This is a genomic window from Mycolicibacterium confluentis (assembly GCF_010729895.1).
Taxonomy (GTDB): Bacteria; Actinomycetota; Actinomycetes; order Mycobacteriales; family Mycobacteriaceae; genus Mycobacterium; species Mycobacterium confluentis.
This window is the reverse complement of sequence record NZ_AP022612.1, coordinates 3,639,799-3,662,943: the sequence shown is the minus strand read 5'-3', so window position 1 is coordinate 3,662,943 and position 23,145 is coordinate 3,639,799. Positions and strand designations below refer to the sequence as shown.

Sequence of the window (23,145 nt, the reverse complement as noted above, 5' to 3'; positions counted from 1 at the left end):
CGGTGGCGCCGGCTGGGCTCAACAACCGGGCTGCAGCACGGCGCGCGCGAAGCCGGCGGACTGGTAGGCGTATTCCGACGCCCACTCCCACGCCGACAAGTGCGTGGGGCTCGCCGCCATCACCAGTTCGCCCGCGAAACATCGCTCGAGGATGAATCGGGCCCGCGAGATGTGTGGTCGGAACGTGACCACGATGACCCGACGCCAGCCGTGCTCGTCGGCCATCTGGCGCAGCATCGCGCCCTCGCCCCTGGTGGTCGGCGGATCTGGTGCGAAGCATTGCACCGCGGGGTTGGTGTGCGGGGCCGCGCAGTACTCCGTCAGCCAGGGGTCACGGGCGCCGTTGGGGTTCGAGATCACCACCATCGGGGCCCAGCCCTCCGCGGCGAGTTCGAGCCCGAAGGGGTAGCGGGCGTAGCCGGGGCCGCCGAGGATCAGCACGGCGTCCGCGGGCCGCAGCGCATCCGTGGTGGGTGCGACGTACACCGGAAACCCCGCGCCGCCGAGGCCGGCCAGGACGAGGACGACGCCGATGGCCAGGCGCAGGGCGGTCCGACTCCGGCGGCTGCCGCGGATTGTGGACATTCTCGGCTCTCGCACTGCTACCGTGGCGCCATGACCGGGGGGTCTGTTCTCGATGCCGGGGTGAGCGCGCACGAACTCGTCGACAGGCTCGACGGGGAGGGCTTCGTGTGCCTGCCCGGGGTCGTGGCGCCGCAGTGGTTGGAGGATGCGCGAGCCAGCGTATCCGGGCACCTGGCCGCGTACGGCGTATCGGACTTCTGCATCATCCGTCCCGACAGTGACTCGCAGTCGCCGGCACACCGCTTTGTCAGCGACCCCGCCGTCCACGGACTGCTCAGGGAGCTGGCCGAACTTCGGTGGCCGCGTGGGGTGGCGGAGTCGGAGACCATCTTCAGCGTCCTGCGTGTGCTGGCCGGGCCGCAACGCATGGCCACATCACATGCCTTCCATTTCGATGCCGCGGTGGTGACCATGTTGGTCCCGCTGATCATCCCAGAGGCGGGAGCCGGACGTTCGGGGGAACTCGTGGTGTTCCCGAATCGACGACCGTTCCGCCGGTCCGCGTTGCTCAACCTGGTGGAGAAGCTCTGGACTGAGAGCCGACTGCGGCGCGGCCGTATCCTGCGTGAGGTCCGCTCGGCACCCACCCGCTGCACCGTGCAGCTTCAGCCGGGAAGTGTGTACCTGTTCTGGGGCTACCGGACGCTGCACGGGAACCTGCCCTGCGCACCCGATACGGTGCGTGCGACCCTGCTGGTGCACTTCGGTGACCCGCACCGCACCAGCAGGTTGATCGCCTCGGCCCGCGCGCTGCGGCGCAGGCTGTGGGCATCCATTGAGCACACCGAGGCCACCGTGGTGCGGTTCTGACACCCCGCCGGTGGCGCACGATCCCCGTGGTACTGACGTGCGGGGGTGTGTCCTGAGTACGCTGCGCTGCGTGAACCACGACGCCCTGCGCCCCCCTGTCGACACCGAGCTGATTCGTCGGACGGCACTGCAACCTGCGGGTCCGTGGCGCCGCTTCAATGTGGTGACCGAGACCGGATCTACCAATGCCGATCTGCTGGCGCGCGCCCGCTCCGGTGAGGACATCGCGGGCGCGGTGCTGGCCGCCGACCATCAGACCGCAGGCCGCGGTCGCAACGGCAGGCAGTGGTCGGCGCCGCCACGTTCCCAGGTCGCGGTGTCGGTGGGGGTCGACGTCTCCGGGGTGCCATCGTCGGCGTGGGGGCTGCTTCCGCTGGCCACCGGGGTCTCGGTCATCGACGCGGTGGCGGCCGTCACGGGCCTCGAGGCGAAGCTGAAGTGGCCCAACGACGTGCTGGCCGAGACCGGCAAACTGGCGGGCGTCCTGGCTGAGGTGGCCTCGCCGGCGCCGGTCGTCGTGATCGGCACCGGAATCAACGTGTCCCTGACCGCCGACGAACTGCCCGATCCGGTGGCGACCTCGTTGACCATGCTGGGTGCGGGGCCCGTCGACCGCACCGCACTGCTGGCCGGCTATCTCACCGCCTTGGCGCGCCGTGTGCAGCAGTGGCGAGTCGCAGACCCCGACCTGCTGGCCGACTACCGGCAGCGCAGCGCCACGCTGGGCACGGCGGTCAAGGTGCTGCTGCCCGGGGACCGGCAGCTGGTCGGACAGGCCGTCGACATCGACGACTTCGGCCGACTGCTGATCGACGCCGACGGCGAGCAGGTCACCGTGGCGGCCGGGGATGTCACCCATCTGCGCCCCGCACAGTGAATCACAGGATTCGGGTGACCTTCTCGGTCTGCACGCGCCGTTCCCGGGTGGACGCATCCTCGTTGGCCACCTGAACCAGGGATGCACCTGAGGCGAAGATCGCCACCAGGTTGCGCACCAGGTCTTCGGGCGTGGCCCACCCGTGCGTCGACAGCACCCGGTCGGCGCCGCTGAGGCCGAGTGTCGCGGCGTGTGCCCGGGCCTCGGCCAGCACCTCGTCGACCGCGCGGCCACCCAGGGCCGGCCCCGGAACCCGTTCGGGCACGATCTGGTCGCCCTGGGCGCGCACGGCGGTCGCGTAATCGGTGATGCCGACCGGAAGGTCCGCGACGGGCTTGCCGAACGGGTCGAGCGAGAGCACCGCGATCTCACCCATGCCGACGGCCTCCTCGGCCTCCGGCAGGCGGTCGGCGGTGCACAGCGCGACGTCTGCCGGACCCGTCAGCGTCACCTGCGCGCCGATCCACCAGACGCCGAGCAGCACGGCCGAGGTCTGCCAGTGCGCGGGCAGCAGCACGGCGACCGTCGTCGAGGGGTCAGCGCCGAGTTCGTCGCGCAGCAGGTTGGCGGTCTTGGCGGCCCAGTTGGCCAGCGTCACCGTGGACAACTCGATGCGTTCGCCGGTGGCATCGTCGTAATAGGTGATGCGGGGTCCCGAGGGGTTGTCACGCATCAGGGGGTCGAGGATCTCGCCCGTCAGGGTAGGCACTGGCTTCCTCTGCTCAGTTGACGCACTGCGGGTCGTCGGAGCCCGCGGTGAGGATCGGCGACGGCAGGGGCGCCGAGGTGGCCGCGACCGGACTTGCGTCGCTGGTCTCCGGCGAGTAGCCCTCCAGCCCTGACCCAGGGCCGGTGTAGTCGTAGGACAGCATCACCCGCGCCGAACCCTCGGGCACCGAACCATCGGCGACGATCGGGAGATTGCCCAACTCCTTGGCGATGGCCTGCGCGCCGAGGTCGTCGACGGTGGCGGCCTGAACCTGGCTGTTGGGCACCTTCGGCCCCTCGTTGTTGCCGACGTGGCCGCCGGTGAAACCCCGGCTCGTCAGCACCTGCGACACCGCGGCGGCCAGACCGCCCACATCGGAGTCGTTGATCACCTCGACGGTGGTCTTGTCGGGGGAGTAGGCGACCTCCTCGGTCTTGCCTTCGTCCTGGCCCTGCAGCAGGCTGTGCACCCATTCCTTGACGTTGTCGGGATCGATGCGCACCACGCTCTGCATGCCGTCGTCGCTCCACCCGGCCTCGTCGAGCACCGGGATGGTCGCGAACACCACGCTGCCCGCGGCGAGCTTCTGCAGCTGATCGACGAAGTTCATGATGTCCCAGCCCTCGGACAGCACCACCGAGCGCTGCACGGCCTCCTGCAGCCTGTTCAGCGTCGAGGGACTCGACAGTGTCTGGCTCGAGATCACCTGGTGGGCAAGCGAAGCCATCACCGCCTGCTGACGCACCACGCGGTCGAGGTCGCCGCGCGGCAGGTCGTGGCGCTGGCGGACAAAGCTCAACGCCTGCGGTCCATCCAGCTTCTGCCAGCCCGCGGGGAAGTCGGCACCCGAAAGAGGTTCGTACACGGTGTCTTTGAGGCAGACGTCGACTCCGCCGAGCGCATCGGTGATCAATGCGAATCCGAGCAGGCCGATTTCGGCGTAATGGTCCACCGTCACGCCGGTGAGGTGGGCGACGGTCTCGATCAGCGCTTCGCGACCGGCCTCTGTGCCGCGCTTCTCACCTTCAACCGGGTCCATGCCCTGGTTCTCGATGAGTTCTTTCATCGTGGCCAGCTTGGCGTCGCCGTACACGCCGTTGATCTTCATCTTGCCCTGGTTGTCGGGCAGTTCGACGTAGGTGTCGCGCGGGATGGAGATCGCGGTCGCGGACTTTCCGTTGTTGGGGATGCGGACCAGGATGATGGTGTCGGTGTTGGTCGCGACGTCATTGCCCACGCGCAGGGCCGCGAGTTCCTCGGCCGACAGCGGGTTGCCGTGCGCGTCGGTGCGGCTGTCGACGCCCACGAGCAGGATGTCGATCGCGCCGTCCTCACCGCCGCCGCCGAGTGCGGCGGTGCTGATGTGGTTGATCCCGCCCTCAAACGAGCGGATCTTGGCCCAGGCCACGCCGGTGCCGAGCACGATGGCGACGGCGATCACGGACGCGATGACGCGACTGACCCGGACTGGCATTCGCTCAGGCTACTTGCGGATGCTGGCAGACGGCGGTAGCCGGTGTCGGCGTGCCAGACTCTTCTGTTGTGTCGGAGCGGATTGTCATCACAGGTGCCGGAGGCCAGGTCGGCCGCTTCCTCGCGCGGCGCGCAGAGCATCTGGGACGACGGGTTCTGGCGTTGACCTCGGCCCAGTGGGACATCACCGACCCGTCCTGCGCGCCCGCACTGACCAGCGATGATGTGGTGATCAACTGTGCGGCCATGACCAACGTGGACGCCGCGGAGGGTGACCCGGACCGGGCCTTCGCGGTCAACGCCGCCGGTGCGGGCCACGTCGCGGGGGCGTGCGCGCGGGTCGGTGCGCGTGTGGTGCACATCTCCACCGACTACGTCTTCAGTGGCGACTTCGGCGGTGCCGCCCCTCGGCCCTACGAACCGGATGACGCGGTGTCTCCACTGTCGGTCTACGGGCACAGCAAGCTCGCGGGAGAGCACGCGGTGCTCGAAGCGGTGCCGACGGCCACGGTGGTGCGGACGTCGTGGGTGTACACCGGCGCCGACGGACCGGACTTCGCGGCGGTGATGGCGCGCCGGGCGCGGGCTGGCGAAGCAGCAGAGGTCGTCGACGACCAGATCGGCTCGCCGACCTACACCGGGGACCTGGTCACAGCCCTGCTGCAGATCATCGACGACCGTCTGGACGCCCGCGTGCTGCACGCGGCCAACGCGGGCGCGACCAGTCGATATGAGCAGGCCCGCGCGGTCTACGCCGCGGTGGGGGCGGACCCCGATCTGGTGCGTCCGGTCAGCACCGACCGGTTTCCGCGGCCCGCGGCCCGGCCTGCCTATTCAGTGCTGGGCTCCCGGCTGTCCACCGCGGCGGGGCTCACGGCGCTGCAGCCCTGGCCAGAGGCCGTCGCTCAGGCTCTCGCCGAGGCATGACCGTTCGCCAGCTACCCTTTCTGCCGTGACCGACGAACTGCCCGTGGTGACGGTGACCTATTCACCGGGTACGCATCTCGAGCGGTTCCTGTCTTCGCTGACCGTGGCCACCGACCGACCCGTGCAGGTCGTGATCGCCGACAACGGTTCGGATGACGGGGCCCCTGAGGCCGCCGTCGAGCGCTATCCCAATGCGCGCCTGCTGCACACGGGCGGCAACCTGGGTTACGGCACCGCGGTCAACCGCGGAGTCACGGAGTTCGGCTCGCAGGCCGGCGAGTTCATCGTGATCGCCAACCCCGACGTGGTGTGGTCGCCGGGCAGCATCGACAGCCTGATCGAGGTCGCGCGACGCTGGCCCAGGGCCGGTGCGGTGGGACCGCTGATCCGCGACCCCGACGGCTCGGTGTACCCGTCGGCGCGGCACCTGCCCAGCATCATCCGCGGCGGTATGCACGCCGTCGTGGGACCGTTCTGGAAGAACAACCCGTGGACGGCCGCCTACCGGCAGGACCACGAAACGCCGAGCGAACGCGCGGTCGGCTGGCTTTCGGGATCGTGCCTGCTGGTGCGCCGATCGGCGTTCGAGGACATCGGCGGCTTCGACGAGCGCTACTTCATGTACATGGAGGACGTCGACCTCGGTGACCGCCTCGGTCGGGCCGGATGGCTCAACGTGTACGCGCCGTCGGCCGAGATTCTGCACGCCAAGGGGCATTCGACGGGCCGCGACCCGGCCCGGAATCTGGCGGCGCACCACGACAGCACGTGGACCTATCTGTCCGACAGGCACACGGGGTGGCGGAATGCACCGCTGAGGTGGGCGATGCGCAGCGCGCTCACCGTACGATCAGGGCTCGTCGTGCGCCGCTCACGGCGAGAGATGAGGAGGCGGAACACATGAGCGACTTCGATCCCAAGAAGGTGGATGCCGTCGTCCTCGTCGGTGGCAAGGGCACCCGGCTTCGGCCGTTGACGCTGTCGTTGCCCAAACCGATGCTGCCCACCGCGGGCTTCCCGTTTCTCACGCACCTGCTCTCGCGAATCGCGGCGGCGGGCATCGAACATGTGGTGCTGGGCACGTCTTACAAGGCTGCCGTGTTCGAGAACGAGTTCGGTGACGGGTCCAAGCTGGGTCTGCAGATCGAGTACGTCTTCGAACCCGAACCCCTGGGCACCGGCGGCGGCATCGCCAACGTGTCCGAGAAGCTGCGCCACGACACCGCCGTGGTGTTCAACGGCGACGTGCTGTCGGGCGCGGATCTCGGTGAGCTTCTGCAGTTCCATCACAACCATGACGCACAGGTGTCGATGCACCTTGTGCGAGTGAGCGATCCGCGGGCCTTCGGGTCGGTGCCGACCGACTCCGACGGCCGGGTCACGGCCTTCCTCGAGAAGACCGATGATCCGCCGACCGATCAGATCAACGCGGGCTGTTACGTTTTCGACCGCGAGATCATCGATCGAATCCCGCGTGGCCGCGAGGTCTCGGTGGAGCGCGAGGTCTTCCCGGCGCTGCTCGCCGATGACGTGAAGATCTGCGGTTACGTCGACGCCTCCTACTGGCGGGACATGGGCACGCCCGAGGATTTCGTGCGTGGCTCCTCGGATCTGGTCCGCGGGCTGGCGCCGTCGCCGGCACTGGGCGGCCATCGCGGGGAAAGCCTTGTGCACGACGGTGCTTCGGTGGCGCCGGGTGCGGTGCTGGTCGGCGGTACGGTCGTGGGCCGTGGCGCCGAAATCGGCCCGGGTGTGCGACTCGACGGCGCGGTGATCTTCGACGGCGCGCGGGTCGAGGCGGGGTCGATGATCGAACGGTCGATCATCGGTTTCGGCGCGCATATCGGACCGCGGGCATTGATCCGTGACGGCGTGATCGGCGACGGCGCGGTGATTGGTGCCCGTTGTGAGCTGCTGCGCGGTGCTCGGGTGTGGCCCGGGGTGGTGTTGCCCGACTGCGGGATTCGCTACTCCAGCGACGTCTAGCTTTCCCGCGACCGCCCGTGTCTGTACGGGTTTTCGCGGCGTGTCGCGTACCAATGCGGGCGCTCACCGGTTGGGAACGGGCCGCTCAAACTAGCCCAGCGCTCGGGCGCGGGACACCAGATGCGTCAGCGCGTCGTCGGTGCCGGGCGGCAGCGCATCGACGGGCCACCACTGCAGATCCAATGACTCGTCACTGATTGCCGGCGTGGCCCCTGCCGGCGCGTAGGCAGTGAACTGCATGTCCAGATGCCTGGTGGGCACGCCCAGCGAGCAGGTCAGCGGATGGACGTGCAGCGCGGTGAGATTCGGGTCGATGTGCAGGCCCGGCATGCCGGACTCTTCGGTGCCCTCGCGCAGTGCGGCCGCGACGATGTCGGCGTCGCCTGCCTCACAGTGTCCGCCCAACTGCACCCAGCGCCCCAGTCGGGGATGCAGCGTGAGCAGCACGTGCTCGCGGGCGTGATCCAGCACCGCCACCGAGGCCGTGATGTGCCCGGGTGCGCACGCACGCTGGCACGCGTCCTCCCGCGCCAACACGAATGCAAGCACCGCGTGCCGCAGCGTGTCCTGTGCGGGATCGGGTGCGGCCCAATCGGTCAGCGTCGCAATAACGGACTCTCGCAGCGTCATCGCTGCACCAGCAGGTCGTCGGTGGGGACGGGTTCGCGGGGCCCGGGCGGCTCCTCGTCGGGATGATGGCCGATCGCGATGGCGCCCAACGGCTCCCAGTCGGCGGGCAGATCGAGTTCAGCGCGCACGTCGTCGGCGGCGAAGATCGTCGACCCGATCCAACAGCTGCCGACCCCACGCACCGCCAGTGCGACGAGCAGCGCCTGCACAGCCGCGCCGACCGCGACCGTGAACATGGTGTGCTCGGCGGCGGTGCGGGCAGCGTCGGGGTACTGGTGCGCGCCGTCGGGGACCATGAACGGGATGACGACTTCGGGTGCGTCATAGAGGATCTGGCCGCGGGCAACACGACGTTCGACAGAGTCGGGATCGCGGCCGTCGGCGGTCAGATCCGCGCGCCATCGTTGACCGAGCCGGTCCAGCAGGGCGGTGCGCCGCTCGGCGTCCCGCAACCAGACGAACCGCACGGGACGCGTGTGATGCGGTGCGGGTGCGGTGAGTGCCTCGGCGACCGCGCTCTCGATGAGTTCGGGGTCGACGGGATCGTCGGCGAACGCCCGCACCGAACGTCGCAGCAGTTGGGCCTGGCGGCGGCCCAGATCGATGGCCTCGGCCGTGCCGAGCCAGAACAGGTCCTCCTCACCCGCACGCACCAGTCGGCGCCCCGTGGACCCGTCGTCGGCCAGATTCAGGCCGCGCACCACGGCGACCGGGATGGCGGTCAGCTTGCCCTTCACCAGGTCTGCCGCCGCGGCGACCTCGTCGGCGACGGCGACCTCGGTGACCAGGAGTTCGTTTCCGTGGGTGTCGTTGGCGCCCGCATAGCCGTACAGCACCGACAGCCCGGCCGAGCCGATGGCGACATCGGTCTGACCGTTGCGCCACGCCCGGCCCATGGTGTCGGTGATGACCACGCCGACGGTCACGCCCAGTCGTTCACTCAGCGCGGTGCGCAGCCTGGCCGCGCTCGCGTCGGGATCGACGGGCAGGAGAGCCAACTCGTCGCTGCCGATGTTCGAGCCGTCCACGCCCGCGGCCGCCTGGACCAGTCCGTAGGCGTTCTCGGTGATCAGGGTGCGGCCCTTACGCGCGAGGACCCGGACGGCTTCGGCGTCGATCAGCCTGCGCCGCAGCGCGTCTCGCTCGTCGGGATCCGTGGGTGCCGGCACGATGCGGCCCTCGCACTTCGAGACCACCTTGCTGGTGACGACCACAATGTCGCCGCCGCGCAGCCACGGTGCCGAGTTCGCGATGGCCGCCGCGAGGTCGTCGCCCGGGCGGAAGTCGGGAAGGCCTGCGACGGGAAGGATCTCGACGGCAGCGGCCGCGCCGTGCTCGACGGTCACGGCGCGTCCAAACCGACGAGTTCCAGGCCCGCGCGGACCATCGCCGCGGTGGCGTCGGGGTTGGTCATCAGCAGCGGAACCGACCGCACGGTGACTCCGTCGAGCGCCGCGTGGTCGCCCTCGTGCACCAGCCAGCCGTCGAGGATGCCGGTGCCGGACCGGGCGCCGTAGTGCTCTCCGACCGCCTGAGAGGTGGACTCGACGCCGATCACCGACAGGCACTCGTCAGCCATACCGCGCAACGGCTTTCCGCCGATGATGGGGGAGTATCCGACGACCGGGGCGGAGGTGGAGCGCAGCGCCCCGCGGACGCCGGGGATCGCGAGGATTGCGCCGATGCTGACGACGGGGTTGGAAGGGGCCAGGAACACCACGTCGGCGTCGGCGATGGCCTCGCTGACGGCGGTGGTGGCCGCGGCCTTCTCTGCGCCGACGAACGCGAAGCTGTGTGTGGGCACTCCTGCCCGGTAGCGCACCCACCACTCCTGGAAGTGGATGGCACGCCGATCTCCGGACTCGGGGTCGGTGATCACGACGTGGGTCTCGCAGCGGTCGTCGGAGGCCGGCAGCAGGCGCGCGCCGGGCTGCCAGCGCACGCACAGCGCTTCGGTGACGTCGGACAGCGGATACCCGGCCCGCAGCATCTGGGTGCGTACCAGGTGGGTCGCGAGGTCGCGGTCGCCCAAGCCGAACCAGTCGGGCTGCACGCCGTAGGCCGCAAGCTCCTCCTTGGCGTTCCAGGTCTCGTTGCGATGCCCCCAGCCCCGCTCGGGGTCGATGCCGCCGCCGAGGGTGTACATGCAGGTGTCGAGGTCCGGGCAGATCCGCACGCCGTGCATCCAGGCGTCGTCGCCGATGTTGACCACCGCGGTGAGTTCATGGGCCGGTGATTCGCCGTCCGCAAACTGCCCCAAGCCCAGCAATCGCTGAACGCCCAACAGGAAGCGGGCGCCGCCCACTCCGCCAACCAGTACGGTGATCCTCACATCGAACGAGACTAGGCGGTGTACCCGAGCTGGCACCCAACTGGTGTGTGCCGTTTGACACGCAGAAATCTCAGTGCGATTACTCACACGACACGCCCAGGCAACGCCACGCCGAATTCCCGGAAATTGGTGGTATGAATTTCGACCTCAGCGCTTGACCCCAGCAGCTAACACGTGTCTAATCACATCAGTGTCATTTCAAGGTTGGCCGGCCGGTTCCGGTGTCGCAGACCGAGATTCGATCGTATGTTCGAATGGAATGGCCACAGAACAACAGTGGGCGACATTTCACGAATTGACGAACAAAAGGTGAGGAGGCGGAACATGTCCTATGAGCACCTCTACGGCTCATTGGGAAGTGCACCGCACACCAACACGGACTCGGTCTCGGTGGGCGCGGCGGGCCGTCCTCACTTGAGTTTGGTGCCAGACGATTTCGCGTCGGCACCGGCTACCGAGGACGATGAGTGGCAGGAGCGGGCGCTCTGTGCGCAGACGGATCCAGAGGCCTTCTTCCCGGAGAAGGGCGGATCCACCCGCGAAGCCAAGCGCATCTGCTTGGGCTGCGAGGTGCGCGATGCGTGCCTCGAGTACGCGTTGGCCAACGATGAACGCTTCGGCATCTGGGGCGGTCTGTCCGAGCGTGAGCGTCGACGGCTCAAGCGCGGCATCATCTAGCAAACTTTGAGAGGTCGGCCCGCGGATCGCGGGTCGATTGGGGGTCAGTTTCTGCTCGCCCGTCTCGGCACGAATCCCGCTGTGACCATTCACACCGGCGGAACGTGGCGCCTGAGGCGGGCGTTTCGCTGTTCAGGACCGATGTGCAGCGACCGAGACGTCAATCCTCGTCGAAAGACGGGTCGATGACCGACGGTTCCACCCCCAGATAGGTGGCGACTTGGGCCACCAGGATCTCGTGCAGTACGTCACCGAGTTCAGTGGTGTCCTTGGCGCGACGTTCTATCGGCTTGCGGAACAACACGATTCGCGCGCGGGTGGCGTTTCCGCGGACGTCGACACCAGCCGGCATGAGCCTGGCCAGCGCGATCGGGCCGTCGGCGATGACCTCGGGCGGGAACTGAACGTTCTCGGGATCCCGTGGTGAGATGCGCGGAATCTCGTCGACCGCGATGTCCAGCGCCGTCAGGCGCTCCTGCCACGTGCGCTCGATGGGCTCATAGGCCTCGAGGACGGCCATGTCGAAGCGTTCGGCCCGACTGCGCCAGCCCGGAACCGTCGGTGGCAGCAACGGACCGCGCACTTCCCGGCCATGCCGCGTCGATCGTCGGCGTGACCGGCTACGCCCAGAACTGCGGGAATCGGCCATCGGCTGATGTTATCGGGCGCGCAGAAGTGGTCGGGTAACGGTTCGGCAGCGCCGCGTCGTGTGCGCGTGTCCGACGCGACCGAACGGAATCCGCACGATAGCCTCACGGAGTGAATGTTCCCCGTCGCTGCTGCCGGCCCGGGTGCCCCCATTATGCGGTGGCGACGTTGACGTTCGTCTATGCCGATTCGACAGCCGTCGTGGGGCCGCTGGCCACTGTGCGCGAGCCGCACTCGTGGGATCTCTGCGTCTCCCATGCCGGGCGCATCACCGCGCCCCGGGGGTGGGAGTTGGTCCGGCATTCGGGACCCCTGCCAGCGCAGCCCGATTTTCCCGACGAAGACGACCTGGTGGCCTTGGCCGACGCTGTCCGCGAAGGACGCGAAGCCCCGGCCCGGACGGTGCCCGTCGCAGGGTTCTCCGAACCCACCGGGCACCAGTCCGCCTCGCACACCGGAGCCGTCCTGGCTCCGCCTCCGCACCGCGCGACCGGTGTCGGGCGCCGGCGTGGACACCTGCGCGTTCTGCCCGATCCCAGCGACTGAAGTCGCGGCCCGCACGCGATTCGACAGCCGAGTCGCACTGCGCCGCGACCGCTAGGCTGGCAGACAACGTTCTGGTTTTCGTAGGCGGCGTCACAGCCGTCGTGTTCTGTCAGGAGTTCTCCATGTCGGGTTCCCCCGGTTTCGCCGCGGACGCGGTCAACAGCGTCATCAAGGCGTACGACGTTCGGGGGCTGGTGGGGGAACAGCTGAACGCGGAGTTCGTGGGTGCGGTCGGCGCGGCATTCGCGCGGTTGGTGCGGGGTGACTCCACTCAGGTCGTGATCGGATACGACATGCGGGCGAGTTCGCCCGAGTTGGCCGCGGCGTTCGCCGACGGAGTCATGGGGCAGGGTCTGGACGTCGTGCGGATCGGACTGGCATCCACCGATCAGCTCTACTTCGCCTCCGGGCTGCTGGACTGTCCGGGCGCGATGTTCACCGCGAGCCACAACCCGGCCGCATACAACGGCATCAAGCTGTGCCGCGCGGGGGCCAAGCCGGTCGGGCAGGACACCGGGCTTGCCGCCATCCGCGACGACCTCATCGCCGGCGTGCTGGGGTACGACGGGCCCGCGGGAACGGTCTCCGACCGCGACGTGCTCGCCGACTACAGCGCGTTCCTGCGCTCGATCGTCGACGTCACCGGACTGCGCCCCCTGCGGGTGGCGGTGGACGCGGGCAACGGTATGGCGGGCCACACCGTGCCGGCCACGCTCGACGCGATCGACGCGCTCACCGTGCTGCCGCTCTACTTCGAACTCGATGGCACGTTCCCCAATCACGAGGCCAACCCCTTGGACCCCGCGAACCTGGTCGATCTCCAAGGGTTCGTCGTCGCTCAGGGTGCCGACATCGGCCTGGCGTTCGACGGGGACGCGGACCGGTGCTTCGTCGTCGACGAACGGGGCCGCCCGGTGTCGCCCTCGGCGGTCACGGCCCTGGTGGCCGCGGGTGAACTCGGCCGCGAGATCGGCGCCACGGTCATCCACAACCTGATCACGTCGCGGGCAGTGCCCGAACTGATCGTCGAACGTGGTGGCACACCGGTCCGTTCGCGCGTCGGCCACTCCTACATCAAGGCGCTGATGGCCGAGACCGGGGCGATATTCGGTGGGGAGCATTCCGCGCATTACTACTTCCGGGACTTCTGGGGTGCCGACTCCGGCATGCTTGCGGCACTGTATGTCCTTGCTGCGCTTGGACGTTCAGATCGCCCGCTGTCGGAGCTGACCGCCGACTACCAGCGCTACGAGGCTTCCGGCGAGATCAACTTCACCGTCCGCGATGCGCCCGCCTGCGTGGAGGCGGTGCTCACGACGTTCGGCACGCGCATCCAGTCGATCGACCATCTCGATGGTGTGACAGTCGATCTCGGAGAAGGGGCCTGGTTCAACCTGCGCACCTCCAACACCGAACCGCTGCTGCGCCTCAACGTCGAAGCCCGCACTGCCGACGAGGTCGCCGCGATCGTCAGCGACGTGGACGCCGAAATCGCGGCACTCGAGTCAGCGGCTGAGGCGGTTCCGTGAACGCCACCCGCGCCTCCGTCGACCTCGACGACGCATCCGGCCTGATCGCCGCCGACCGCGACGGTCTGCTGCGTGCGGCGTCGATGGCGGGTGCTCAGGTGCGGGCGACTGCCGCGGCCGTCGAGGAGGGCGTGCTCGATCCACTGCGCGGCGAGCGCCCCCGCTCCCTGATCTGGGTCTCGGGCCGCGGCACCGCTGAGTCTGCGGGGGTGATGCTTGCGGCCGTCCTCGCCGGTGTCACCGCCGAGCCGATCGTGCCTGTGTACGAGGTGCCGCCGTGGATCGGACCCCTCGATGTGCTGGTGGTAGCCGGTGACGACCCCGCGGACCCGGTGCTGGTCGCGGCCGCCGCGACAGGCGTGCGTCGCGGCGCCCGGGTGGTCGTCGTCGCGCCCGCGGAGGGGCCGCTTCGGGACGCATCCGCCGGGCGCGCGGTGGCGCTGTCCCCGCGCGTCTGGGTACCTGACGAGTTCGGCCTGTGCCGGTATCTGGCCGCGGGCCTGGCCATCGCCCAGGCCGTCGACCCCGCCGTCCATGTCGATCTCGCGGCGCTGGCCGACGACTTGGACGCAGAAGCGCTGCGCAACAGCGCGGCGCGAGAGATCGTCACCAACGCCGCGAAGTCCCTTGCGGATCGGATCGGCGGCCGCGGTACGGCGTTCGTGGGCGACAGTCCTGCGACGTTGGCGCTGGCCCGCCACGCCGCTTCGTTCTTCCTGCGGGTGACGGGAGAACCGGTGGCTTCCGGTGGACTCGCGGATGGGTTGGTGGCACTGCGTTCGGCCGCGGCGACGGGCGGCGGCGCCGACCCCGTCGACGCCTTGTTCCACGACGAGGAACTCGACGGGCCGCTGCCCGCGCGTCTGCGGATCGTGGCGCTGACGCTGGGCGCGGAGCGGTCGGCCGTGGTCGCCCGGGTCGCGGGATTCGACGACGTCGACGTCGTCGGCGCACAGGACGTGCCGGACCTGGCTGGCGATCCCACCGCACTGGCCCATGGCAGACCAGAACAGCAGCTGGCTACGCTCGCCGTTCGGCTGGAGATGGCAGCCGTGTATCTGCGTCTGGCTGGGGGCTGAGGACACCAGATGGGGACTGAGAAGACACAGGGGATCGAGTAGTGGACCTGTTGCGCGGGGCGATACGGACATACGCATGGGGATCGAGAACCGCAATCGCGGACTTCACGGGCCGGCCGGTGCCGGCGCCCCATCCTGAGGCCGAACTGTGGCTGGGTGCGCATCCGGCCGACCCGGCCTGGGTGCAGACACCCGACGGAGAGCACAGCCTGTTGGATGCGCTGCGTGCGGACCCGGAGGGACAACTCGGGTCCGCGGTGCGGTCGCGCTTCGGCGATGTGCTGCCCTTTCTGGTGAAGGTGCTGGCCGCCGATGAACCGCTGTCGCTGCAGGCGCATCCGAGCACCGAACAGGCCGTCGAGGGGTTCGCCCGTGAGGACCGGCTCGGCGTGCCGGTCAACTCGCCCGTGCGCAATTACCGCGACCGAAGCCACAAACCCGAGATCCTGATCGCCCTTGAGCCTTTCGACGCGATGGCAGGTTTCCGGCCGGCGGCCCAGACCATCGAACTGCTGCGCGCACTGGCGGTCTCCGAACTCGATCCGTACGTGGCGCTTCTGTCCGGGGGTGCCGAGTCCGACGGCCTGCGCGCACTGTTCACCACCTGGATCACGCTGCCGCAGCCCGAACTCGACGTCCTGGTGCCTGCGGTCCTCGAGGGTGCGATCAACTACGTCCAGTCGGGCGCAACGGAATTCGTCGCCGAGGCCAGAGCGATCCTGGAACTCGGTGAACGGTATCCCGGAGACGCCGGGGTGCTTGCGGCGCTGCTGCTGAACTGCGTCCACCTCGAAGCCGGTGAGGCCATCTACCTGCCGGCGGGCAATCTGCACAGTTATCTGCGGGGCGTGGGTGTTGAGGTGATGGCCAACTCGGACAACGTCCTTCGCGGTGGATTGACGCCCAAGCACGTCGACGTCCCGGAACTGCTGCGCGTACTGAACTTCACTCCGGCCACTGCCGACGATCTGCATCCTGGAATCGAGCGGGATGGGATCGAGTGCAGCTATCTGACCCCGGCCGATGAGTTCGCGGTGTCAGTCCTGCACCTCGACGGCGCCGACCTCGGACACGAGGTGGATGCTCCCTGCCCGCACGAGGGCCCACAGATCCTCATCTGCTCGCAGGGCGAAGTGGACGTGGTCGCCAAGTCGGGTGAGTTGACGCTCGAACGTGGCTCTGCGGCTTGGGTGTCGGCGGACGAGGGACCCATCCGGCTGGTTGCCGCCCGCGCCGCGACGCTGTTCCGCGCGACGGTGGGGATCTAGCCGCCGTCGGCGACGGCGACGGGCACGTCTGCGGGTCGATTGCGGCGCTCGGCCATCCACGCGCGCATGTTGTGCCGCACCGCACGCCCCACCAGTCGGGGAGACGGGCGCAGGTAGAGGCTGTCGAGCAGGCTGGTGCGCCGCAGGAACCACTCGGCGAGAACGGGATCGGTCTCGGCAGCGCCGAGGAACTGGTCGAACAGCCCGAACATCGGCCCGTACCAGCGCGGATGCTCACCCTCGGCATTGTGGCCGACGTAGTCGGCGACGGCGTTCATGGTCCACACCGGGAACGTGCTCCGCGCGGTGCTGCGCGCCAATCTGTTGACCACATCGCCGCCGCTGGCGAGCACGGACCGCAGGTTCGCGGCTTGAATGGTGCTCAGGGTGACTCCCTGCCCGTAGGTCGGGTTCATGCTGACCACGGCATCGCCGAAGGGGAAGATGCCCTCGGGCATGCGGTCGAGTTTGTCGTAGCGCCGCCACCTGCTGACGGGGTAGCGGTGAAAGTTCATCTCGCCCACCGGTTCTCCGGCGCGCAGCGCAGTGCTGATGTGCGGTGGCAGCACCGTGTCCGCCAATTCGTGGATGCCATCGAGGTCCTTGGGCGGTTCGGCCTTACCCACACCGAAGGCCGTCACGGTCCAGACGCCGTCCTCGTGGAACAGCATGCCCATGCCGAGCGGTCGGTCGTGGCCGGCGCTCATCAGGACCATCTTCTCGGACATCATGCCGTCGGGGATGCGCACGCGATGCGAGGCGTAGGTGACGCCGATCTTGACGGAGTCTTCACGAGGACGTTCGAAACCCCACTCCTGCAACCACACCGGAAGTCGGCTGCCGCGGCCGGAGGCGTCCACCACAAGATCGGCGTCGATGGTCTCACCGTCGTCGAGCACGACACCCGTGACCCGACCGGCGGCCTGGTCGAACCGCGGATGGGCCACGCCGCGGTTGACGAGTTCGACCTGGGGCAGCTCGGTGGCGCGGCGGCGGATCTGCCATTCCAGCTGAGCACGGCTGGGCACGTAGGCGGTGTACGTCGACTCCAGGGTCCTGCCGGTGCCGAGCACGTGGCCGGCCGCCGAGAAGTGGATCGAGTCGGGATCGTTGCGCACGACGGGCACGCCCGCGGCCACCATCTCGTCGAGGATTCCTGGGAACAGCTTCTCGAGTTCCTCGCCGCCGCGCGCCATCAGCAGATGCACATGCTGGCCCTGCGGGATCGCGCTGCGGTTGACGGGTTGGTCGGGCAGTTCGTCGCGTTCGAAGAGTGTCACGCGATCGCAGTGGTCGGACAGGACACGGGCGGCGCACAGTCCGGCGATGCTCCCGCCGATGATCACTACATGCTTCGGCTGGAGTTTGGGTGTCCTGGTCATCGATGGCCACCGTAGTGGGTAGATTGCCGAAACCGGGCCAATTCGAGAGGTGACGAACCTGTGACGACGCGCTGGCGAACAAAGTCTGTCGAGCAGTCGATCGCGGACACCGACGAACCGGGTACCCGGCTTCGCCGTGATCTGAGCTGGTGGGATCTCACAGTTTTTGGTGTCGCCGTGGTTGTCGGCGCGGGCATCTTCACGGTCACCGCGTCCACCGCTGGCAACATCACGGGACCGGCCATCTCCGTGTCGTTCCTCCTTGCCGCCGTGACGTGCGGGCTGGCGGCGCTGTGCTACGCCGAATTCGCCTCCACGCTGCCCGTTGCGGGCAGTGCCTACACGTTCTCCTATGCGACCTTCGGTGAGTTTGTCGCGTGGATCATCGGATGGGATCTGATTCTCGAGTTCGCGATCGGTGCGGCCGTGGTGGCCAAGGGATGGTCGTCGTATCTGGGCACGGTGTTCGGTTTCTCGGGCGGCGTCACCCCGGTGGGTCCCGTGAACGTGGACTGGGGCGCGCTGCTGATCGTGGCGGTGGTCGCGACGCTGCTGGGACTGGGCACCAAGCTGTCATCGAACTTCTCGGCCGCCGTCACCGCGATCAAGGTCGCGGTGGTGCTGCTCGTCGTGGTGGTCGGCGCGTTCTACATCAAGGCCGCCAACTACACGCCATTCATCCCGCCCGCGGAGGCAGGCGGGGAGTCCGGTTCGGGTGTCAACCAGTCGCTGTTCTCACTGCTGACCGGGGCCGAGAGCAGCCACTACGGCTGGTACGGGCTGTTGGCCGGCGCGTCGATCGTGTTCTTCGCGTTCATCGGCTTCGACGTCGTCGCGACGACCGCTGAGGAGACCAAGAACCCGCAACGTGACGTGGCCCGGGGCATCCTGGCGACGCTGGCCATCGTCACGGTCTTCTACGTCGCCGTGTCGGTGGTGCTGACCGGGATGGTGCCCTACACCGAGTTGAAGTCGGGGGAGCACGGGCAGGCCAACCTGGCGACGGCGTTCGCCGCCAATGGCGTGGACTGGGCGGCCACGGTGATCTCGATCGGCGCGCTCGCCGGGTTGACCACCGTCGTCATGGTGCTGGTGCTCGGCCAGTCGCGCGTGATCTTCGCGATGGCGCGGGATGGCCTGCTGCCGCGGCAGTTGGCCAAGACCGGCCCGCACGGAACCCCGGTGCGCATCACCGTGATCGTGGCGGTCCTGATCGCGGTCGCCGCATCGGTGTTCCCGATCGACAAGCTCGAGGAGATGGTCAACGTCGGGACGCTGTTCGCGTTCGTGCTCGTGTCGGCCGGCGTGATCGTGCTGCGTCGGACCAGGCCCGATCTCAAGCGCGGGTTCCGGGTGCCGTGGGTGCCGGTGCTGCCCATCATCTCGATCGTGGCCTGCCTGTGGCTGATGCTCAACCTGACCGCGCTGACCTGGATTCGCTTCCTGATCTGGATGGCGCTCGGCGTGGTCATCTACTTCGCCTACTCGCGGCGGAACTCGGTGCTGGGGAAGCGGTTGGCCTCCGGTGAGGTGCCGCCGCAGTAGTTCCTGCGGCTGGGGCGCGCGACACCCAGCGTGCACTGACGTACGGGTTGGGGCCCGAAATGTGTACGTGGCTGCACGGTGGGCGGGAAACGGCTGTGCTCCCTGCCAAGCACACGGCCTGACAGGCTCTGCAATGCAAGAAACACCCAGCTCACGCCCCGTCATGCCTGCATCGGGTTTACAAAAAGGCATCCAATGTCTAGACAGGCGACAAACAACCGCATATAGTCCAGGTATCGACGTGACCGCTCTCACAAGGAGGTGCCCCGTGACATCGCTGGAAGCCAATCCCGAAGTCTGGCGCGACAAGAAACGCCACCTATGGCTGATGGGCCTGATCGCGCCCACCGCACTGTTCGTGATGCTGCCGCTGGTGTGGGCGCTCAACAATGCGGGCTGGCACGTCGCGGCCATGGTCCCGTTCTGGATTGGCCCGATCCTGCTCTACGTCCTGCTGCCACTGCTGGACCTCAAGTTCGGCCCCGACGGCCAGAACCCGCCGGACGAGGTGATGGAGCGACTGGAGAACGACAAGTACTACCGGTACTGCACCTACGTCTACATCCCGTTCCAGTACGCCAGCGTGATCTTCGGCGCCTACCTGTTCACCGCGTCGGACCTGGGTTGGCTGGGCTTTGACGGCGGGCTGAACTGGGCCACCAAGATCGGCCTGGCGCTCTCGGTCGGTGTGCTGGGCGGCATCGGCATCAACACCGCGCACGAACTGGGACACAAGAAGGACTCGCTGGAGCGCTGGCTGTCGAAGATCACCCTGGCGCAGACCTGCTACGGCCACTTCTACATCGAGCACAACCGCGGCCACCACGTGCGCGTCGCCACCCCGGAAGACCCGGCGTCCGCGCGCTTCGGTGAGACGTTCTGGGAGTTTCTGCCGCGCAGCGTGTGGGGCAGCCTCAAGTCGTCGTGGGAGTTGGAGGCCAAGCGCCTGGACCGGGCCGGCAAGAGCACGTGGCACTGGTCCAACGACGTGCTCAACGCGTGGGTGATGTCGGTGGTGCTCTACGGCGCGCTGATCGCGGTGTTCGGCCTGGCTCTGATTCCGTACATCGTCATCTCGGCGGTCTTCGGATTCACGCTGCTGGAAACCGTGAACTACCTCGAGCACTACGGCCTGCTGCGCCAGAAGACCGCCAGCGGGCGCTACGAGCGCTGCACCCCTGAGCACAGCTGGAACTCCGATCACATCGTGACCAACCTGTTCCTCTACCACCTGCAGCGGCACAGCGATCACCACGCCAATCCGACCCGGCGCTACCAGACGCTGCGCAGCATGGACGGCGCCCCGAACCTTCCCAGCGGATATGCGTCGATGATCGCGCTGACCTACTTCCCGCCGCTGTGGCGCCGCGTCATGGACCAGCGCGTGCTCGCGCACTACGAAGGCGACCTGAGCCGGGTCAACATCCACCCGCGCGTGCGCGAGGCGGTGCTGGCGAAGTACGGGCGGTCCGAGGCGACGGTATGAGCAGTTACCGCTGCCCTGTCTGTGACTACGTCTACGACGAGGCCGAAGGTGCTGCGCGGGAGGGCTTTCCGCCCGGGACGACGTGGGACGCGATTCCCGACGACTGGACCTGCCCCGACTGCGGGGTGCGCGAGAAGATCGATTTCGAACTGACAGGGGTGACCCAGTGAACGACTACAGGCTGTTCGTGTGCGTGCAGTGCGGATTCGAGTACGACGAGGCCAAGGGCTGGCCCGAGGACGGCATCGCGCCGGGAACCCGGTGGGACGACATCCCCGACGACTGGAGCTGCCCCGACTGCGGCGCGGCCAAGTCGGACTTCGAGATGGTCGAAGTCGCCAGGTCGTGACCGACATGACGGCGTGAGCGAACCGAAACGGCAGGATCTTGACTAGTCTCGCCCAGGTGAGCAGTATTTCGCGCCGGCCCGGCAGCCGACGGGATGGATCGGCGCGCGTCCCCTATGCCGAGGCCTCCCGTGGTCTGCTGCGCGACATGGTGCTCGACGCCATGCGCGATCTGCTGCTGATCAACGACTGGTCATCGATCACGCTCTCTGACGTCGCCAAGGCGGCCGGGGTCAGCCGGCAGACCATCTACAACGAGTTCGGCTCCCGGCAGGGCCTGGCGCAGGGGTACGCACTGCGACTGGCCGATCGCCTGGTCGACGCCGTGGGCGATGCGGTGGACAACAACATCGGGCAGGTGAACACCGCGTTCCACGAGGGATTCCGCTCCTTCTTCACCGAATCCGCCGCCGACCCGCTGGTGATCTCCCTGCTCAGCGGCGTGGCCAAGCCGGACCTGCTGCAGATCATCACCACCGACAGCGCGCCGATCATCACTCGTGCCTCGACCAAGCTGTCCGAGATCTTCCTCAACAGCTGGATCAAGACCTCGGAGGAGAACGCTGGCGTGCTGGCGCGCGCCATCGTGCGTCTGGCCCTGAGCTACGTCTCGATGCCGCCGGAGTCCGACCACGATGTGGCCGGAGATCTGGCAAGGCTCATGACGCCGTTCGCCGAACGGTACGGTGTCATTCAGACCGATTGACCGTGCGTAGGTGCTGGCCACCGCGTGGCCTCCGCCCCGACGCGCGTCGGGGGCGGTCTAACGTGTAACACGCTGAGCAAACCGGACCTGTAAGGAAACCATTCCGTATGACGCTGACCGCCGATAGCCGCAACGGCATCGATTTCAAGGTCGCCGACCTGTCTCTGGCCGAATTCGGCCGCAAGGAGATCCGTCTCGCCGAGCACGAGATGCCCGGCCTGATGGCGCTGCGCCGCGAATACGCGGAGGTGGCTCCGCTCAAGGGCGCGCGCGTCTCCGGGTCGCTGCACATGACCGTCCAGACCGCAGTGCTCATCGAGACGCTCGTGAGCCTCGGTGCCGAGGTCCGTTGGGCCTCGTGCAACATCTTCTCCACCCAGGACCACGCGGCCGCCGCGGTGGTCGTCGGCCCGCACGGCACCGTCGAGGAGCCGCAGGGTGTGCCGGTGTTCGCCTGGAAGGGCGAAACGCTGGAGGAGTACTGGTGGGCCGCCGAGCAGATGCTCACGTGGGAGGGCGAGCCCGCCAACATGATCCTCGACGACGGTGGCGACGCCACCATGATGGTCCTGCGCGGTGCGCAGTACGAGAAGGCCGGCGTGGTGCCCCCCGCCGAGGACGACGATCCCGCCGAGTGGAAGGTCTTCCTGTCCGTCCTGCGCGAGCGGTTCGAGTCCGAGAAGGACAAGTGGACCAAGATCGCCGAGTCGGTCAAGGGCGTCACCGAGGAGACCACGACCGGTGTGCTGCGGCTGTACCAGTTCGCCGCGGCCGGTGAGCTGTCGTTCCCGGCGATCAACGTCAACGACTCCGTCACCAAGAGCAAGTTCGACAACAAGTACGGCACCCGGCACTCGCTGATCGACGGCATCAACCGCGGCACCGACGCCCTCATCGGTGGCAAGAAGGTGCTGATCTGCGGCTACGGCGACGTCGGCAAGGGCTGCGCGGAGTCGCTGGCCGGCCAGGGCGCGCGCGTGCAGGTCACCGAGATCGACCCGATCAACGCGCTGCAGGCGATGATGGACGGCTACGACGTGGTGACCGTCGAGCAGGCGATCGGTAACGCCGACATCGTGATCACCTCGACCGGTAACAAGGACATCATCACCCTCGAGCACATGAAGGCGATGAAGGATCACTCCATCCTGGGCAACATCGGCCACTTCGACAACGAGATCGACATCGCCGCCCTGGAGCGGTCCGGTGCCACCCGGATCAACATCAAGCCGCAGGTCGACGAGTGGACGTTCGGTGACACCGGCAAGTCGATCATCCTGCTGTCCGAGGGACGCCTGCTGAACCTGGGCAATGCCACCGGGCACCCCTCGTTCGTGATGAGCAACAGCTTCTCCAACCAGGTGATCGCCCAGATCGAGCTGTGGACCAAGAACGACGAGTACGACAACGAGGTGTACCGCCTCGCCAAGCACCTCGACGAGAAGGTCGCCAAGATCCACGTCGAAGCGCTCGGTGGCACGCTCACCCGGCTCACCAAGGAGCAGGCCGAGTACATCGGCGTCGACGTCGAGGGCCCGTACAAGCCGGAGCACTACCGGTACTGAGCACTTTTCACAGAGCGGGCCCGCACCGATCAGGTGC

General features: G+C 68.0%; 24 protein-coding genes. 16 read left to right on the top strand and 8 right to left on the bottom strand.

Going from position 1 to position 23,145, the window contains the following annotated elements; translation table 11 throughout:
- Nucleotides 1-18 precede the first annotated feature (18 nt).
- Nucleotides 19-585, bottom strand: coding sequence for a YdcF family protein (locus tag G6N34_RS17245; protein ID WP_109788290.1), 567 nt, complete (start codon nucleotides 583-585; stop codon nucleotides 19-21).
- A gap of 30 nt (nucleotides 586-615) precedes the next feature.
- Between G6N34_RS17245 and G6N34_RS17240 the strand changes: the two genes are divergently transcribed.
- Nucleotides 616-1,395, top strand: coding sequence for a hypothetical protein (locus tag G6N34_RS17240; protein WP_133057707.1), 780 nt, complete (start codon nucleotides 616-618; stop codon nucleotides 1,393-1,395).
- Nucleotides 1,396-1,465: 70 nt separating this feature from the next.
- Nucleotides 1,466-2,272, top strand: a complete 807-nt coding sequence (locus G6N34_RS17235; RefSeq protein WP_085148859.1) for a biotin--[acetyl-CoA-carboxylase] ligase — start codon at nucleotides 1,466-1,468, stop codon at nucleotides 2,270-2,272.
- A gap of 1 nt (nucleotide 2,273) precedes the next feature.
- On the opposite strand, the gene G6N34_RS17230 is transcribed toward G6N34_RS17235, so the two are convergent.
- Entirely contained in the window at nucleotides 2,274-2,981 is a 708-nt protein-coding gene (locus G6N34_RS17230) for a TIGR03089 family protein (RefSeq protein ID WP_085148856.1), read from the bottom strand.
- Nucleotides 2,982-2,994: 13 nt separating this feature from the next.
- Entirely contained in the window at nucleotides 2,995-4,455 is a 1,461-nt protein-coding gene (locus G6N34_RS17225) for an LCP family protein (protein ID WP_085148853.1), read from the bottom strand.
- Between the two features lie 68 nt (nucleotides 4,456-4,523).
- On the opposite strand from G6N34_RS17225, the gene rfbD reads away from it, so the two are divergent.
- The 3 genes from rfbD to manB are packed head-to-tail and all read left to right on the top strand — an operon-like array spanning nucleotide 4,524 to nucleotide 7,367.
- Nucleotides 4,524-5,381 (top strand): dTDP-4-dehydrorhamnose reductase, encoded by an 858-nt coding sequence (gene rfbD / locus G6N34_RS17220; protein WP_085148851.1) that lies wholly within the window; start codon nucleotides 4,524-4,526, stop codon nucleotides 5,379-5,381.
- 25 nt (nucleotides 5,382-5,406) lie between these two features.
- Complete coding sequence (locus G6N34_RS17215) at nucleotides 5,407-6,285, top strand: glycosyltransferase family 2 protein (RefSeq protein ID WP_085148848.1); 879 nt, start codon at nucleotides 5,407-5,409, stop codon at nucleotides 6,283-6,285.
- On the top strand, nucleotides 6,282-7,367 hold the full coding sequence (manB, locus tag G6N34_RS17210; protein WP_085148846.1) for a mannose-1-phosphate guanylyltransferase ManB: 1,086 nt from the start codon (nucleotides 6,282-6,284) through the stop codon (nucleotides 7,365-7,367). The genes G6N34_RS17215 and manB overlap by 4 nt, the downstream gene beginning before the upstream one ends.
- Nucleotides 7,368-7,457: 90 nt before the next feature.
- On the opposite strand, the gene G6N34_RS17205 is transcribed toward manB, so the two are convergent.
- From G6N34_RS17205 to cofD, 3 genes are read right to left on the bottom strand one after another with little or no spacing between them, the layout of a single operon-like run.
- Nucleotides 7,458-7,997, bottom strand: coding sequence for an NUDIX hydrolase (locus G6N34_RS17205; protein WP_085148843.1), 540 nt, complete (start codon nucleotides 7,995-7,997; stop codon nucleotides 7,458-7,460).
- Nucleotides 7,994-9,343, bottom strand: coding sequence for a coenzyme F420-0:L-glutamate ligase (locus G6N34_RS17200; protein WP_085148840.1), 1,350 nt, complete (start codon nucleotides 9,341-9,343; stop codon nucleotides 7,994-7,996). Before G6N34_RS17200 ends, G6N34_RS17205 begins: the two co-directional genes overlap by 4 nt.
- The gene (cofD, locus tag G6N34_RS17195; protein WP_085148838.1) at nucleotides 9,340-10,329 is read right to left on the bottom strand and encodes a 2-phospho-L-lactate transferase; all 990 of its coding nucleotides are present in this window, start codon (nucleotides 10,327-10,329) and stop codon (nucleotides 9,340-9,342) included. Before cofD ends, G6N34_RS17200 begins: the two co-directional genes overlap by 4 nt.
- Before the next feature lie 324 nt (nucleotides 10,330-10,653).
- Between cofD and G6N34_RS17190 the strand changes: the two genes are divergently transcribed.
- Nucleotides 10,654-11,007 (top strand): WhiB family transcriptional regulator, encoded by a 354-nt coding sequence (locus G6N34_RS17190; RefSeq protein WP_085148835.1) that lies wholly within the window; start codon nucleotides 10,654-10,656, stop codon nucleotides 11,005-11,007.
- A gap of 160 nt (nucleotides 11,008-11,167) precedes the next feature.
- Here G6N34_RS17190 and G6N34_RS17185 read toward each other — a convergent pair whose 3' ends face one another.
- The gene (locus G6N34_RS17185; RefSeq protein WP_085148832.1) at nucleotides 11,168-11,590 is read right to left on the bottom strand and encodes a metallopeptidase family protein; all 423 of its coding nucleotides are present in this window, start codon (nucleotides 11,588-11,590) and stop codon (nucleotides 11,168-11,170) included.
- A 176-nt stretch (nucleotides 11,591-11,766) separates the two neighbouring features.
- On the opposite strand from G6N34_RS17185, the gene G6N34_RS17180 reads away from it, so the two are divergent.
- The 4 genes from G6N34_RS17180 (at nucleotide 11,767) to manA (ending at nucleotide 16,077) form a co-directional block, all read left to right on the top strand.
- On the top strand, nucleotides 11,767-12,201 hold the full coding sequence (locus G6N34_RS17180) for a DUF3499 domain-containing protein (protein WP_085148829.1): 435 nt from the start codon (nucleotides 11,767-11,769) through the stop codon (nucleotides 12,199-12,201).
- 122 nt (nucleotides 12,202-12,323) lie between these two features.
- Nucleotides 12,324-13,730: a phosphomannomutase/phosphoglucomutase gene (locus G6N34_RS17175; protein WP_085149985.1), complete on the top strand. Its 1,407-nt coding sequence runs from the start codon at nucleotides 12,324-12,326 to the stop codon at nucleotides 13,728-13,730.
- Complete coding sequence (locus G6N34_RS17170) at nucleotides 13,727-14,809, top strand: TobH protein (protein WP_085148826.1); 1,083 nt, start codon at nucleotides 13,727-13,729, stop codon at nucleotides 14,807-14,809. The genes G6N34_RS17175 and G6N34_RS17170 overlap by 4 nt, the downstream gene beginning before the upstream one ends.
- A gap of 41 nt (nucleotides 14,810-14,850) precedes the next feature.
- Entirely contained in the window at nucleotides 14,851-16,077 is a 1,227-nt protein-coding gene (gene manA, locus G6N34_RS17165; protein WP_085148823.1) for a mannose-6-phosphate isomerase, class I, read from the top strand.
- Here the strand turns inward: manA and G6N34_RS17160 are convergent.
- Complete coding sequence (locus G6N34_RS17160; RefSeq protein ID WP_085148820.1) at nucleotides 16,074-17,459, bottom strand: FAD-dependent oxidoreductase; 1,386 nt, start codon at nucleotides 17,457-17,459, stop codon at nucleotides 16,074-16,076. The genes manA and G6N34_RS17160 overlap by 4 nt on opposite strands.
- Nucleotides 17,460-17,519: 60 nt before the next feature.
- Here G6N34_RS17160 and G6N34_RS17155 point away from each other — a divergent pair, with 60 nt between their 5' ends.
- From G6N34_RS17155 to ahcY, 6 genes are all read left to right on the top strand, one after another.
- Nucleotides 17,520-19,004 (top strand): amino acid permease, encoded by a 1,485-nt coding sequence (locus tag G6N34_RS17155; protein ID WP_085148817.1) that lies wholly within the window; start codon nucleotides 17,520-17,522, stop codon nucleotides 19,002-19,004.
- A 328-nt stretch (nucleotides 19,005-19,332) separates the two neighbouring features.
- Nucleotides 19,333-20,490: an alkane 1-monooxygenase gene (locus tag G6N34_RS17150; protein ID WP_234812778.1), complete on the top strand. Its 1,158-nt coding sequence runs from the start codon at nucleotides 19,333-19,335 to the stop codon at nucleotides 20,488-20,490.
- Nucleotides 20,487-20,660 (top strand): rubredoxin, encoded by a 174-nt coding sequence (locus G6N34_RS17145; protein ID WP_085148811.1) that lies wholly within the window; start codon nucleotides 20,487-20,489, stop codon nucleotides 20,658-20,660. The genes G6N34_RS17150 and G6N34_RS17145 overlap by 4 nt, the downstream gene beginning before the upstream one ends.
- Nucleotides 20,657-20,839, top strand: a complete 183-nt coding sequence (locus G6N34_RS17140; protein ID WP_085148809.1) for a rubredoxin — start codon at nucleotides 20,657-20,659, stop codon at nucleotides 20,837-20,839. Before G6N34_RS17145 ends, G6N34_RS17140 begins: the two co-directional genes overlap by 4 nt.
- A gap of 56 nt (nucleotides 20,840-20,895) precedes the next feature.
- On the top strand, nucleotides 20,896-21,543 hold the full coding sequence (gene alkX / locus G6N34_RS17135) for a TetR family transcriptional regulator AlkX (RefSeq protein WP_234812728.1): 648 nt from the start codon (nucleotides 20,896-20,898) through the stop codon (nucleotides 21,541-21,543).
- A gap of 107 nt (nucleotides 21,544-21,650) precedes the next feature.
- Complete coding sequence (gene ahcY, locus G6N34_RS17130; protein ID WP_085148806.1) at nucleotides 21,651-23,108, top strand: adenosylhomocysteinase; 1,458 nt, start codon at nucleotides 21,651-21,653, stop codon at nucleotides 23,106-23,108.
- Nucleotides 23,109-23,145: the final 37 nt, after the last annotated feature.